13 protein-coding genes are annotated in these 14,480 nt (G+C 42.6%); 3 read left to right on the top strand and 10 right to left on the bottom strand.

Translation table 11 applies throughout. From position 1 onward, the window contains the following. Window positions 1-45: 45 nt before the first annotated feature. A complete protein-coding gene (locus IRJ16_RS00815) occupies window positions 46-1,851 on the bottom strand; it encodes an FUSC family protein (RefSeq protein ID WP_194109616.1) in 1,806 nt (601 codons plus the stop codon). A 104-nt stretch (window positions 1,852-1,955) separates the two neighbouring features. Between IRJ16_RS00815 and IRJ16_RS00810 the strand changes: the two genes are divergently transcribed. Continuing rightward, complete coding sequence (locus tag IRJ16_RS00810; protein ID WP_194109615.1) at window positions 1,956-2,708, top strand: NAD(P)H-binding protein; 753 nt, start codon at window positions 1,956-1,958, stop codon at window positions 2,706-2,708. A 248-nt stretch (window positions 2,709-2,956) separates the two neighbouring features. Continuing rightward, window positions 2,957-4,126, top strand: a complete 1,170-nt coding sequence (locus IRJ16_RS00805) for a Gfo/Idh/MocA family protein (protein ID WP_194109614.1) — start codon at window positions 2,957-2,959, stop codon at window positions 4,124-4,126. Between the two features lie 139 nt (window positions 4,127-4,265). Here the strand turns inward: IRJ16_RS00805 and IRJ16_RS00800 are convergent, their stop codons facing one another. From IRJ16_RS00800 to IRJ16_RS00790, 3 genes are all read right to left on the bottom strand, one after another. Then, on the bottom strand, window positions 4,266-5,576 hold the full coding sequence (locus IRJ16_RS00800; protein ID WP_194109613.1) for a UDP-glucose dehydrogenase family protein: 1,311 nt from the start codon (window positions 5,574-5,576) through the stop codon (window positions 4,266-4,268). A gap of 69 nt (window positions 5,577-5,645) precedes the next feature. Further along, entirely contained in the window at window positions 5,646-6,293 is a 648-nt protein-coding gene (locus tag IRJ16_RS00795; RefSeq protein ID WP_194109612.1) for a response regulator transcription factor, read from the bottom strand. Further along, a complete protein-coding gene (locus tag IRJ16_RS00790; RefSeq protein WP_194109611.1) occupies window positions 6,286-6,993 on the bottom strand; it encodes a sensor histidine kinase in 708 nt (235 codons plus the stop codon). Before IRJ16_RS00790 ends, IRJ16_RS00795 begins: the two co-directional genes overlap by 8 nt. A gap of 560 nt (window positions 6,994-7,553) precedes the next feature. Here IRJ16_RS00790 and IRJ16_RS00785 point away from each other — a divergent pair. Further along, window positions 7,554-7,772, top strand: a complete 219-nt coding sequence (locus IRJ16_RS00785) for a hypothetical protein (RefSeq protein ID WP_194109610.1) — start codon at window positions 7,554-7,556, stop codon at window positions 7,770-7,772. 13 nt (window positions 7,773-7,785) lie between these two features. Here IRJ16_RS00785 and IRJ16_RS00780 read toward each other — a convergent pair whose 3' ends face one another. The 6 genes from IRJ16_RS00780 to IRJ16_RS00755 form a co-directional block, all read right to left on the bottom strand. Then, the gene (locus IRJ16_RS00780; protein WP_194109609.1) at window positions 7,786-8,892 is read right to left on the bottom strand and encodes an endonuclease/exonuclease/phosphatase family protein; all 1,107 of its coding nucleotides are present in this window, start codon (window positions 8,890-8,892) and stop codon (window positions 7,786-7,788) included. After that, window positions 8,892-10,169, bottom strand: coding sequence for a WcaI family glycosyltransferase (locus IRJ16_RS00775; protein ID WP_194109608.1), 1,278 nt, complete (start codon window positions 10,167-10,169; stop codon window positions 8,892-8,894). The genes IRJ16_RS00780 and IRJ16_RS00775 overlap by 1 nt, the downstream gene beginning before the upstream one ends. Window positions 10,170-10,239: 70 nt before the next feature. Beyond that, complete coding sequence (locus IRJ16_RS00770; protein ID WP_194109607.1) at window positions 10,240-10,788, bottom strand: WcaF family extracellular polysaccharide biosynthesis acetyltransferase; 549 nt, start codon at window positions 10,786-10,788, stop codon at window positions 10,240-10,242. Between the two features lie 37 nt (window positions 10,789-10,825). Continuing rightward, entirely contained in the window at window positions 10,826-11,614 is a 789-nt protein-coding gene (locus IRJ16_RS00765) for a glycosyltransferase family 2 protein (protein ID WP_194109606.1), read from the bottom strand. 56 nt (window positions 11,615-11,670) lie between these two features. Next, window positions 11,671-13,044 carry an exopolysaccharide biosynthesis polyprenyl glycosylphosphotransferase gene (locus tag IRJ16_RS00760; RefSeq protein ID WP_194109605.1) on the bottom strand — a complete coding sequence of 458 codons (1,374 nt, stop codon included), beginning with the start codon at window positions 13,042-13,044 and terminating at the stop codon, window positions 11,671-11,673. A gap of 37 nt (window positions 13,045-13,081) precedes the next feature. Further along, window positions 13,082-14,479 (bottom strand): GMC family oxidoreductase, encoded by a 1,398-nt coding sequence (locus IRJ16_RS00755; RefSeq protein ID WP_194109604.1) that lies wholly within the window; start codon window positions 14,477-14,479, stop codon window positions 13,082-13,084. Window position 14,480 lies beyond the last annotated feature (1 nt).

Below are 14,480 nucleotides of genomic sequence, written 5' to 3'. Positions count from 1 at the left end.
AAAGTCATAAACGAAGTTCCGGTAATACTATTCTGATCGTGGTCGCTATCGGTTAAGTTCGGCGGTAAGCCGTTGTAAAAGACGGATGCCTTTGTTTAAGCCTTGCGAAGGCTCGGGTGTGGAGTTGTCCTTACCATTCAAAAATGCATTCATTTGGTCTAACGCTACGGTATCATCAATAGTACGACCGGAGAGATATAGTGAAATGATAACGCCGTTGATATGGTAATTCAATACCTGCAGATGCTCATAATAACCAAGATCTGCATGTCCCGGTTCAACGCGGGCATGGGCGATACCTTCGGATAATTTGGCTAAGCGCAAGTGCGCAGCCTTACGGGCTAACTTAATGCTTAGCTGATCCTGTTGTAGAATGAGGGCTTGTAAAAAGTCGCGGTTGGCGGCGACGGCAGCGATCGCAAGCTCACTGATCTCGGCCCGTACCCAAACCGGAAATATGAGGAGACCGGTAAAAGATAGCGCGCAACCGGCAAGCGAGTAAAGTAAGCGTGCCGTCACGATCAGCGGCGGTCCGCCATGGTAAAGGCTAAGGCAAAGCACCACGCATATCGTGATCCCTGCAACACTAAAGCTGTATCTGGGCCGGTTCCAAACAAAAAAAGCGAACAAAGATACCGCGGACACGATCAACAATAATGTCGTTGAAAATATTACCCAAAGGAGTATCCCTGAAATGCAAAGCCCTACGATGGTACCTCCCAAACGTTCGAGGTTGCGTTGCCAGGTAAGCGCTAAACGCGGCCTTGCAACAATTACTATGGTGAGTAGCAACCAATAACTGTAAGGGTCTTTAGCAAAAAAATAGATGCCGGCATAAGCAACAGCAAACAGCACGCTCAACCGGATCGCGAAACGCAATACTGGCGAATGCAACGTTAAATGGGAGCGGAGTGGCGGCAGTGTTGGGCGGAAGGCATCCATCTCTGGCGGTGCTGTAGCATCCAGTTGTTGGATAGCCTGGGTGTTGATGAGTACGCTATGGATCACTGGCTCATTATATTTTGCTAAGCGCTCCCTTAAACTGTCTGTTGGGCTACCATCGGCCAAAGCGCGAATGAGTTGCGTCATCAGGGGCAACGCGCCGGTGTCCGCTAAAAGTTCCCTTATCTCTGCATAGTCGTAATGCATGGCGGTTACCTGTTCATACAAACCGATCACTCGTACAGCTTCTAACGCTAATTCAGGCGCCTGTCCTTTAGTCGGTAGTAATTGCCGCACTAATTCCTGTTTTTCCCAAACCCGGATGTGCAATGCAATGGTCTTTTGATAAGCGGCCTCTAATGGTACCGACGGATCGTAATGATCGGCCTTTGCCCGCAAAAATTCTGCGGTAGCGGTCCGGGCTTCCACTAATGCCTGTCTTAGAGAACGGAATGGCCATATCCATACTTGTAATAAGCTTACCAGTTCAAACCAAATACAGCCCAACAAAATAGCCAAAGCGAATTGTAAAGGCTCTCCCGGACGTAGGCCCAGTAAGAAGACTATGAGTGCGATACCCATTGTTCCCGAAACACCCGAACGCCCGCCAAATGCGGCAAGCATAGCCAGTATAAATGTAAGACCGACCAATACAGGCCCTGTCCAGGGCGTTAACAAAAAGATAAGCGCCACTCCAAAAAACAAAAACGTATTCCGTAGCGCATCCCGCAACTTATGATGGCGGCTGCCCGGAAGATCTGTCAAGGAGATCAGCAAAGCACCCACCGCTATCCCGATCACCCATTCGCGGTATATTGACCCATAACCCAAAAGCAAAGGTAGAATGACACAGACAGTATTGCGAAAGGCATCTGCAAAGCGCTCGGCCGGGAATGATCTTTTAAACACGGCGCAAAGTTAGTGCTTTTATGCTATGCACGCATAGTTATTGAATTTATAACATCAATACTTTCGTGGTTGATATGTAATACCTTTGGCTACTTTTGCTTTTGATGACGAACGATATAACGATAAGTGTACTTGGTTGCGGCTGGTTTGGTAAGGCACTGGCAGTAGATCTAATTAACAAAGGTCATTTGGTGAAAGGCTCGACTACGAGCCTCGCTAAATTGGACGATTTAAGGCAAAACGGTATACAACCTTACCTGATCGATCTTCAAAACAATAACATTCAGGCGGACTTTTTCGACTGCGATATAATCATCGTTGCATGCGGTGCTAACATAGGCGATCTGGACAAGTATTGTAAGCAGTACAACGTTAAGCGGCTAATATTTATCAGTACTACCGGCGTTTATGACGGAAAGGGAGAGGTTGACGAACGTAGCCGCACCAACACCGATAAACCACATTACATTGCCGAACAGCGGCTTGCATCCCTGCCGGGACTTAGCGTTATTCGCTTCGCTGGGTTGGTAGGTCCGGGACGCTTGCCCGGCCGTTTCCTGGCGGGAAAAAAAGATCTGCCTGCGGGTTCAGCACCGGTCAATCTTATTCATTTGGAGGACTGCATTGGTCTGACGGAGGCCGTAATTGCCCGCCCCGAGATCAAACTGATCAACGGTGTAAGCCCTGACCACCCTACGAGAGTAGCTTTCTATCGGTCGGCTGCCGAACACGAAGGTCTCACACCGCCGCAATTTAATGATGCGGGAGGGGAGCAAAAACTTGTGCACAGCTATTTCGCCGAAATTTATCAATATCAGATCAATGATTGGTTAACTTGGATCAATAAAGGTTATTGACCAATTTGCATTTATCGTTCCACCTAAGTTTTTTAAGATCATTAAAGCTCTTAGCGGAGTGATGTGGTAACGGGTGATGCTTTTATGAAAAGTTTTGCTTTATCACGATTTTATGGTTTCCAATTAACTGATAATTGGTATTTTCAACGCGCCGTATTTTTGACGCGATGATCAAATTAATAATGAATACACGATCTGCGACAAATTTATAGGCCTGCATCATAATTACATTAAAAACAAATAAACACATGAACAAGAGAAAACTGCGTATGGGTATGATCGGTGGCGGTAAAGACGCTTTCATCGGCGCGATCCATCGGCTTGCTATAAATATGGATGGACAAGTTGAGTTAGTTTGCGGCGCGCTGAGTGTCAATCCCGAAACAGCTTTAGAAAGTGGCAAATTGTTATTCCTGCCCGATGACCGGACGTACACCTCTTATGTTGAAATGCTTGATAAGGAGGCCGCGCGACCACCGCACGAACGTATAGATTTTGTAACTATCGTAACACCCAATTTTGCGCACTTTGCCCCGGCCATGAAAGCCCTTGAATGCGGCTTTAATGTGGTTATAGAAAAACCGATAACTTTTACGCTGGAAGAAGCAAAACAATTGCAGGCAAAATTGGCAGAGACCGGCCTGATGCTGTTGCTGACGCATACTTACGCAGGATACCCGTTGGTGAAAGAGGCTCGCGAAATTATCAAGTCCGGCAAACTTGGAAAAGTTAGGAAGATATATGTAGAGTATTTACAGGGCTGGCTTAGCCGCCTGTCCGAGCGGGAGGGTAACGCACAGGCATCTTGGCGCACAGACCCTTCAAAGTCGGGCAAAGCGGGTTGCATGGGCGATATCGGCACCCACGCCGCGCACTTGGCAGAGCATGTATCCGGCCTTAAGATCACCGCTTTGAATGCTGCGCTTACTACCGTTGTAAATGGCCGCATGCTTGACGACGACGGTGCTGTATTGCTTAAATTTGAACAAGAAGTAACAGGCACACTGATCGCGAGCCAGGTAGCTGCCGGCGAAGAGAACTCGCTTCGCTTGCGTATATATGGGGAGAACGGCGGTTTGGAATGGTCCCAAATGGAACCAAATACACTAACGCTGAGATGGCTGGATAAACCTGCCGAGACCTTGAGAGCAGGAAGCGGTTACACCGACAGGCTATCCACCAGCGCAACATCAAATTGCCGCACCCCGGGAGGCCATCCCGAAGGCTATCTGGAAGCCTTTGCCAATCTTTATAAGAACTTTGTATTAGCCCTTGGTGCTAAGATCGAAGGCAGGGAACCCCAACCCGAATGGCTGGATTTCCCTTCGATAGACGAAGGTATACGCGGCATGGCATTTATAGATAACGTCGTAGCATCCAATGCCAGCGATGAAAAATGGACCACTTATACGGTATAATACAGCATTCAGTATAGTAGGCGTTGGCGCTTAGACTTGTACAAAAAAAACAGGCAAAGCCTTTCGAAATTCTCGAAAAGCTTTGCCTGTTCTCATGTCGTAATGTACAGCCGCAACCAATGCAACTGTGAGCCAATAGTTAGCTTACGATCTTACGGCCGATGCTGTTGTAGTAGAAACCGCAATCTATCATTTTTTGCAGATCGTAAAGGTTACGGCCATCAAATATCACTTTGTTTTTTAACAATGACCCAACCTGGTCAAGGTCTGGCGTGCGGAATACCGACCATTCGGTAACGATCAATAACGCGTCGGCATCTTTCAATACGTCGTACTGATTGTCGCCGTAGCTGATGGTATCGCCCAAAAGCTCTTTAACATTCTTCATACCTTCAGGGTCAAAAGCGGCAACAGTAGCGCCGGCTTTCAACAGGTCGTCGATGATGTACAAAGCCGGTGCTTCGCGGATATCGTCGGTCTCAGGCTTAAAGGCCAATCCCCACAAGGCGAATTTTTTACCTTTCAGGTCACCTTTAAAGTAGTTCTTCACTTTTTCTACCAGCACGCTTTTTTGGATGGTGTTCACATCCATTACCGCGTTAAGGATCTTAAAGTCGTATTTGTTCTCTTCAGATGCTTTGGCTAAAGCCTGCACATCTTTAGGGAAACAGCTGCCACCGTAACCGATTCCCGAGAACAGGAAGCGTTTACCGATACGCTCGTCAGATCCGATACCTTTACGTATCATATCCACATCGGCACCAACCAATTCGCACAGGTTGGCTATCTCATTCATGAAAGATATTTTGGTAGCCAGGAAAGAGTTGGCCGCATATTTAGTTAACTCAGATGAGCGCTCATCCATGAAGATGATCGGGTTACCCTGGCGCACATACGGGCCATAAAGCTCGCCCATTAATTTGCGGGCACGTTCGTCGGTAGTACCAACTACCACACGGTCGGGCTTCATAAAGTCATCAACGGCAACGCCTTCGCGTAAAAACTCAGGGTTTGATACTACCGCAAATTCTACATCGGTATTGGCTTTAAGTACCGCGGTCAACTTATCAGCGGTGCCAACAGGTACGGTTGATTTGGTCACGATGACCTTGTATTCTTTCAATAGTTTGGCAATATCGGCACCGGCACCCAATACGTAGCTCAGGTCGGCTGCGCCGTCGGCACCCGGAGGGGTCGGCAACGCTAAAAAGATGATCTTGGCATCCTCGATAGCCGCGGCCAGGTCAGATGTAAAAAATAAGCGGTCTTGTTTAATATTGCGGTGAAACAATAGCTCAAGTCCGGGCTCATAAATAGGTAACTGACCATTCTTCATGGCTTCAACCTTTTTTACGTTAATATCAACACAGGTAACGTGGTTACCTGTCTCTGCAAGGCATGTACCGGTAACAAGTCCAACGTAGCCTGTACCTACAACGGCGATCTTCATAATGAATAATGGGGCAAAAAGTTAAACGAACGTTTAACCAAGGTGAATAAAATATTGAGCACTAAATAGTTAGTGTGTGATCTTGTTTTGTGTGGCGAAATTTATAAGTCCCGCCAGGTTTTTAACTTCCAGTTTGCGAAATATATTTTTCCGGTGAGTTTCTATTGTGAAATAGCTTAAAAATAGGCTTTCTGCTATTTCTTTGGTGGTCATACCTTCTTTTAGCAGCAGTATCAGTTCGATCTCTCGTTTGGTCAGCTTGTGCTTTTTACTTAACTCATCGTTTACCGACAATTCCTTGTTTATGGGCGTGTTGAGGTTGGTGTTCAATAAAGTAAAACTTTGGCCTGCCATTACTGCATTGATCGCTGTTGTAAGTTCTCCGGCTGTGCTTGATTTGGACAGATAGCCATCGCCATATTGCAAGCATTTATTAATGATAGATCTTTCTTCGTACATCGTCAAAAAAATGATCTTTATCTGTGGATGCTGCTTTTTGATGCTGATAGCTGCATCTATGCCACTTAAATTGGGCATATTGATATCCATTAAGATCAGGTCTGGTATAACAGAATTAATTAAATGCAGTAACTGTTTACCATCGCTAACGATCCCGATCACTTTGATATATTCCAGACCGATCAATACCTGTTGCACTCCAAAAGAATAAGTTGGATGATCTTCGGCAATAATGATCTGTAGGGGGGTGTCATTCATAATTGTATGTGCTTGCCGGAATAGTTATAATGACCGTTGTCCCTTTATAACTACTGTCTATACTAACTTTACCTTTCAAAAACTCTACTCTTGAGTATATATTTCTTAAACCAATGCCATTTTCGCCGGTATTGGTCATTCCTGTGCCGTTATCCTCCACTATGATCTGTGTAAGAGATGGTAGTATGGCGATCTGAATGGATGCTTCTGTAGCGCCCGAATGTTTGATCACGTTGTTTGCCAGCTCCATCACGATCCTGTAGTTGACCACTGCGGAGTCTTTTGAATTTAGACGGGAGGCGTCGCACTCGGTGATCAATGTGAATTTTATCTCACCTTTTTTATTCAGATTGTCGATGTTGCTCTCTAAACTGGTAAAAAGGTCCTTATGAGTAAAATCCTGCGGTATCAGATCATGTGTGATCAGCCTTATATCGTTAGCTATTTTGGTGACCAATGATATAGAATGTTCTCGATCGTCAGCATTTCCGGCATAACTGACACTGGTCAGATGCAATTTTAAGGCGCTCAAAGATGCGCCGACATCATCGTGCAGATCTCGGGAGATACGTTCTCTTTCGCTCTCCTTAGCTTCATTGATCGATTTGTCTAAACGTTTAATGGCTATCTCTGCGTCGTAACTTGCTTTATCTGCTTTTTGCTTATTTCTGCGATCACGATAGATATTTAATGCGAGCAAAGTGAGTATTACTAAACTACAGACTATAGCTAAATTTCGGTATAAACTATGAGCTGGATCAAAAAAGCCTCTGCTTATTAAAAATAGAGGTGAAAAAACAGCTATAAGCGTAAGCGCAACTGTTAAATAATTAGCGAGGTTAAAGTGCCTTCTAAATAGAAAATACTGAAATATCCTTTTTATAAATAGCCATAAGAATATAGATGATGATATGATTATACCAAGCTCTGTAAAAAATGAAATATTAAAGTCGATCTTATCAAAATAGGCAACATATTTTACGAACACCTTGAAGTTATAAAGTGAATTTTTAAACAGTCAAGCTCTGTTTGCAACTATGATATTTTTCAGGTTGAAGAAGCACATGGCCGAAAAACACAGTTCGTATTCAGACTTGATAAAGTGATAACGTAAATAATCACAGTTAAGTTTGTTAAATCTAAGTAAAATAAAGTTCGTATTAGTTCTAAATATACCATAAACATGGTATCACCTAAGGATCAGCAAGGTGGTAGTTTTACAGTAAGCCCATTTAGGCCTTATAAATTAAAAAACACAAGATGATAGCTTCAGATCAATTAAATCACAAAGGACAAATTCTAAAGGACGTGTTTATTAAAGAAAACATTAACATCGCTAAATTGGCCAAAACACTGAATGTTAATAGAGGTACCATCTATTTTTGGTTCACAAAGCCGGACATAGCTAAAGAAAAATTTTACGAGATAGGCTATGTTATCAATTATGATTTTGGGCCGATCTTAAGACAGGTGCAATAGGCACCCGTCACCTTTAGGGCAGATATACGTCACTATACACAGGTTTATGATCAGATATTTTTTTATCGATCACCTGGTGGTCTTTTATCGTAAATTCAGGACTTGCCAAGATATAATCTATCTGGAGCAGAGGTATCTTTGAATTGAACGTAACACCTAAACCGATGCCTTGCTCGCGGAAACTATTCTTTAAACCTGCTGATATCGAATTTACCGCGTAGGAGGCGGGAGTATCATTAAAATCGCCGGCTATGATATAAGGGTATTTGCAGATAGCCAATTCTCTTTTTAAAGTATTTGCCTGCACACTACGATTAATAAACCCCTTTTTTAATTTGACCGAAATATTTTTGATCATGGCATAAGCAGGAAGTTTATACTGATCCAAATTCTTGTATTCGTTACTGTCAAAGTTTAAAGACTCTAAATGCAAACAATAGATCCTAATGATCTTTTTTGGGGTTTTGATATCAGCAAATATCCCCTTGTTCTGATAGTGTTTTCCTGATAGGTCAACTATCCCTCTGTTGATTATGGGGAACTTTGAAAAAATGGCGAGGCCTGTTGAGTCGAACGGTGTTTTTATGAACGGTTCAAAATAGAAATGGGAAGTGTTCAGCACCGATCTTAAGGAATCGATGATCTTATACTGGGCGCTTTGCAAATGAAATTCTTCTATGGTCAATATTTCAGGCGCGTTCGCTTTTATTATGGCAAGCGTTTGGGTGTATTTAGGTAAGTTTATCGGTTTCTCTAAACCGTTAAAATTATGGACGTTGTAGGCCATTATCCTGAACGAACCGTTTGGTTTAGCGGTCTTAATATTAAAATTAATGTTATTAAAGAAAATGTTGAAACCGGCAACCAAGCAAAGTGCTGACAATAAAAAAAGCAGGTTTTTTCTAATAGCCCAATAGGAGCAAAAGATCAGGTTAATTAAAAACAATATCGGGTAACCTAAGCCAAGGAATGCGAACACCCAATTCTTTTGCGGGCTCACAATTGGTGCAAGGTAACTGGCCAAAAGTGATAAGGCAGCAAGAATATTAAAAAAAAGGATGAGCTTGTTTAGCGTGCTCAAACTGGTAAATGGAGTTATGTATTTTAGTTTTTCAGTCATCAAGTCGGTATTTTTTCCAGTTTTTTATCGTTAACAAAACCTTCAAAATATCTGGATAGGATATTGTCTTTATACAAAAAGTTCATTGCATACGCGCGTGCATTATTTTTAATGAACATATCATTGTTGATCACAGCCAACTCCACTGCTTTGTTCAATGCCTTTTGATCTTCGGGTTCTATCAATATCCCCATCTGATTTTCTTGTATCACTTCAAATAGGGTCGAGCAGGATGGAGCCGTGACCAATACCGCACCGCCGATCGCTAAGATCCCGGTCAGTTTAGAGGGCATTACCAGATCGCTCGCATTCTTTTTTTGGATCACCAGGTGCAGATCAGCCATATTTAAAAAATTATTGAACTCTTCGAAAGGTTGTAGAGGCAAGAACACCACATTGGTCAGTCGGAGTGTTTCTGCTATTTCTTGGAGGCGCGGCTTATAAGGGCCCGAACCACATATCACAAATTTTAAATCCTGCAAATGCCTAAGGTCGTTAGCGGTTTGTAATATAGCTTCGATACCTTGTTTTTGACCCAATGCTCCGGAATAAAGAACCACTTTTTCGTGAGCTTCAAAACCAAATTTGTGTTTTAAAGCAACTTTATTTTCTATCGGGAATAACGTTTCAGTGTCCACCCAATTCGGAAACAAAACAACTCCCTTATCGATCTTTGCATTGATCTTTCGGATCATACCTGCAGATATACTGCTTACAATGTCGGCTTTACGGAGGATGTATGCTTCGATCTTGAACATATATTTCAGTAAGAGTTTAGAATTGATCATACCCAAGTCCTTTGCCGCGTCTATCTGCAGATCTTGGATATGATATAAGAATTTTGCCTTGGTCACAAATTTATATAATATAGCTGCAAGGCCGATCTGGAAAGATGGAACTACCGATATCACATGGCTGTGTTTTTTTTGAAATAGCAGTTTGATAACGATGATAAAACAAGACAGGCTAAAGCTAAGGTCAAGCAGCATGCGTGTCATTCCACTTGGGTTGGATGGCGTGTATTGCGGGCAACGATATATCGTAATATCTTTTGTACCCGGCCCTGTAGACTTGATCACTTCCTTTTTAAACCACTTATTCCCCTTTGTATATGGTTCCTGTACTTTCCAATGTGGATAGTAAGGGTAGCTGGTCACTACGGTACATTCAATATCGTTTTTTGACAGCCAGTCTATCATTTCGCCGTTGTACTTACCGATGCCGATAGGCTCGGGCCAGTAATTTCCGCCAATAAGTAATATTTTTTTTTCAGACATTGCAGATGATTAAAAATAATCAGGATGTGATCATTGATATTATTTCTCGGAAGGTGCCGAGACGCATTGATCAGGCAGATATCTTTCTGATCTTGATAAAGGTTGATGGACTTCCGCCATAGATATGCCAGGCGCTCAGGTTCTTGGTCGCTACCGAATTGACCGTTAAAATGGAGTGGCTTTCGCAGGTAACTCCCGGGCATACCACACTTTTAGCGCCTATCCAAACGCCGTCCTGTATCTCTATTTTACCTAAACGGTATGGAAAGCTACTGACAGTGAAATCGTGATTGCCGGTCAGCAACATCGCGCCTTGCGATAGGCAAACGTTGTTCCCAATGGTTACATTTTCAAGGTTATCTATCCAGACAGATTCGCCTATCCAGCAATTGTTACCAACGACCAACCGCCAAGGGTTTTTGATCCTTACCTTGGGTTTTATATTTAAACCGCTACCAATGGTCGCTCCGAATAACCTTAAGATCTTTGTTTTTAAAGAACTTGGCCAGGGTATGGCGCTATTAAAAATGGTATAATTTACAACATACCATATCAGTACTTTTAATTTGGGGCCGGCGGTGTAACTGCCTTTGTCAAATAGGCTCAGATCAGTTTCCATAAATATCGGTTTTGTATTGAATGTGGGGTGATAGGGCTTACTTTAGGTCGTTAGATAGTTTTTCTTCTTCGATGAGTCTTAACGCCAATATCATCTCTACCATGGTGCGCTGGAGCGTGTAATGCCACCCCCGCCAGCCGTTAAATATCAATCGTTTAACGATGAGGCAATGGAAGAAAACTAAAAACGGTGCTAATATTTTTGTTTTACGTAAGCGGGAGCTAAGGCCGGTTACTTTACCGATATGCCCGGTAAGTTTTTTACTTTCTTTTATCGCATATCCATCCTGGTTGCTAAGCCAGCGCGACAACGATTTTCTGTCATCGTGCAAAATGTAAGATATTAGCGAAGTGGTACTGCCGTTAATATGTAATCTTTGAGTATGACCATCGTTAAAATAGTGGCATTTGATGCGTTTAAATAACACCGGCCTTGGCATGGTATTATCGCCAAAAAGAGTTTGTCCAAAAACCAAAAATTTAAATCTTACCGTGGCGGCGTCAACGGTGTCGTTGGCAATAAGATCCATAGACTCCCGAATAAATTCATCGGTCAAAATGTAGTCGGCATCAAGCGTCAATACCCATTTAGATATCAACTTTGAGAGGCCGTAATTCCATTGGTCGGCATGGGTATCGAAAGCTCGTTGATATATCCGAACATTTGGGTATCTTTTAGCTATCGTGAGCGTATTATCGGTACTAAAACTATCAATGATCACTACCTGATCAAGCCAGCGTAATTTATCAAGTACCCGATCTAAATTGGGTTCTTCGTTCTTAGTAAGTATAAGAGCTTGCAATAAGTTGGCGTCAACTTGTGTCATATCGTATTACGTTTAGGAGATGATGGCTGGAATGATAATAGAAAATAGGAGAGGTGTTAATAGGCATTCTCTTCGCCTCTAACGGCGTTAGCAACTGTTGCGATAACGATCTTCAGATCCAGATAGATAGACCAATTGCCACTGTACCATATATCATGATCTACCCTGTTGTGCATTTGGTCTTCTGTACGGGTCTCGCCCCTATAACCATTAACTTGCGCCCAGCCGGTTATGCCGGGTTTTATAAAATGCCGTACCATGTAATTATTCACGGTCTGCTTATATTGTTCGGTATGCGATAGCATATGCGGGCGGGGGCCAACCACGGTCATGTGGCCTAAAAAGACGTTCAAAAATTGAGGCAGCTCGTCAATACTGGTCTTCCTCATAAATGCACCGATCTTAGTAACCCTGCTATCGCCTTTTGATGCTTGTTGGGCATTAGCATTTTTATTGACGGTCATGCTTCTGAATTTATAACACCAAAAAGGTTGGTTATCCCGGCCTGATCTTAATTGCAAAAAGAACGTAGGCCCGCGTGACCCGGCTTTGATCAGGATGCTGATGATAGGTATCAACCACGACAGAACAAAAAATATGACCAAAGTGCTAAATACTAAGTCGAACGCTCTTTTTAGAATGCGGTTGCGCAGCAGGTCAAGTGGTTCTATCCGCTTGCTTAATATCCTTGTACCTTGAAAAATATACCGGACACAATAGTTGCTATCAATAATATCAGATGAACCGGCGACATACCTTACTTTAACACAATGATATTCTGCCAAAGCGAACAGCTGGGCAAATTTGCTGCCCTGTTCTGGGTAGTGCGTAGAGTATATCTCTTTGATATTATGCTCGTTGGTGTAAGCTATGATATCATTCAGATCGCCTTTCAAGTCTGTATCAGCATCGTAATTAGTAACATCGTCAAAGAAGCCGGCGAAGCTGAAGGACATGCTGTTACGCAAAAAATAGCGATGAAGATTTTTTCCCGTATCGTTATACCCTACAATAATTACATTTCTGCGGAAATGTGTTATGTTTTGATGGATGTTCTGCAATAGGTAAATAATGCCTCTGCCGCAGCATATCATAAAAAGCTGTGTGACGATGTAGTATGCAAGCGTTTCGTGTAAACGGCTGTTAAAGATCAGGAATAGAACTACCGTCAACAAGCTGTAGATCACAAAGGTGGTAAACGTTTTACCGATTAGGCTTTTGAGGCTCTGAATGGTATATAAATGATATAGACGTGTAAAGTAGCTGGCAAAGATCCAGGTGATGTTCAGTATGATAAAATAGGTGTCAAAAAAACGTGTAGGATGCACGTTGCTAACATTTGTATAAGCTAAGACATAGGAAAGATTCACTGCCGTAATATCAAATATGATCAATACTACGATCAGTATAAATACGTAACGGATCTCCATAATAAGGTTAATATTTATTGGTGTTGTGTGTTTCGACTTACTGGTTGCGCGGCAAATTGTGCATAACCTCAGCGATATGCTGTTCTATCAAACAAAAGATAGATGCAGTAGGGTTGATGCCTCCTGAACGGTATAACAGTCCGGTGTTAAAAAGAAAAAGACCCTTTAAAGGCTGATAAACACTATCGATACCTGCGGAGCCGTTGTATTTGAATAGTTTGTACGGGTGGTAGGTATCTTCTAACTTTAAAGCGGACGCGTTTGTGTCAGCTAACTCGGTATATTTTAGTCCTGATGCATCAAGTAATGTTTTTACCCGTTGCTTGATCGCTAACAACCTTGCCGTTGCGTCGGGTGTTATATTGTAATCTATGTTGATGCCCCGTTGACCGTAAGCATCGATTTGATCTGATAATTTGATGCTATTGTTGTTGGCAGGCAGTTCGATATCGACATTGATGTACCAGCTGCCAAAGATGTATAACTTTTTAAGGAACAGATAACTGAATACGAAAGGGAAGATATAGATGAATTGCTTTAACGATGCGGTCAGTTTATCGGTAGAAAATTTGCCTTTAAATATCAGTTGCTTTAAGAACTGAAAAATGTTAAAGTCCTCATTAAAGATCGCGTGAATATAGTAGGATACGTTATCTATCTCGCCGACCAGGCGTGAGGTGATCATAGAGCCATTCAAAAAGCGGAATTGAAAGTCTTGTTTGCCGACTTTAGCGGTAGGCGAGTGGACCTTAAAACATCGTAAAGATACATGATCGGCAAACCCTGCCGAACTTTCCTGCATATCGGCAAGGCCCGACACTTCTAATAATCGTAATGACTCAAAAGCTCCGCTGGTCAAATAGAAGATGTCCGCGGTATGAACAGCTACGTTATTAGAGTTTTGAACCTTTACGCCGGTGATCTTTTCTCCATCATTTAAAAGGTCAATTACTCGGGAATTATTGTAGACCGTGATATTGCTTTTGCGAGCAAGATCAAAGTGCTTAAATAAATTGCGTTGGTTAAATTTTAACCAGATCCCTTTTTTTATAAAAAGGTCGTTGTCAAAACTCGTTTCTTTCAGATCGGGAGCATCTTTAAAAAAACGGCTTAATACTTTGCGGTGATGTTTGATATTGTAGTCAACGATATCATCCATGTATCTATCCGAAGCGAAATCCCGCTCAGAAAAGAACAACAGTTGGCCGCCCCACTTAGCGGATGTGCCCCCTAAGCCAAAAAAACGCCCATCAGACGAGGCTTTATAAGCCCCCTTCATAACTTTAGATAAAAATCCTATTTCGCTTTCAGACTTGATGTTACTATCCCCCACATCGAACAATTTGATCTGGGCATCTGGATATTTTTCTGAAATGGCATTAGCTAAATAGCAGCCGTACGTACCGGCACCTATGATAACAATATTTAAAGGCATG

It is taken from the genome of Mucilaginibacter myungsuensis (assembly GCF_015222005.1).
In the GTDB taxonomy this organism is placed as follows: domain Bacteria; phylum Bacteroidota; class Bacteroidia; order Sphingobacteriales; family Sphingobacteriaceae; genus Mucilaginibacter; species Mucilaginibacter myungsuensis.
Note: the sequence above shows the minus strand (reverse complement) of the source record. Positions and strands in the feature narration are given on the sequence as shown.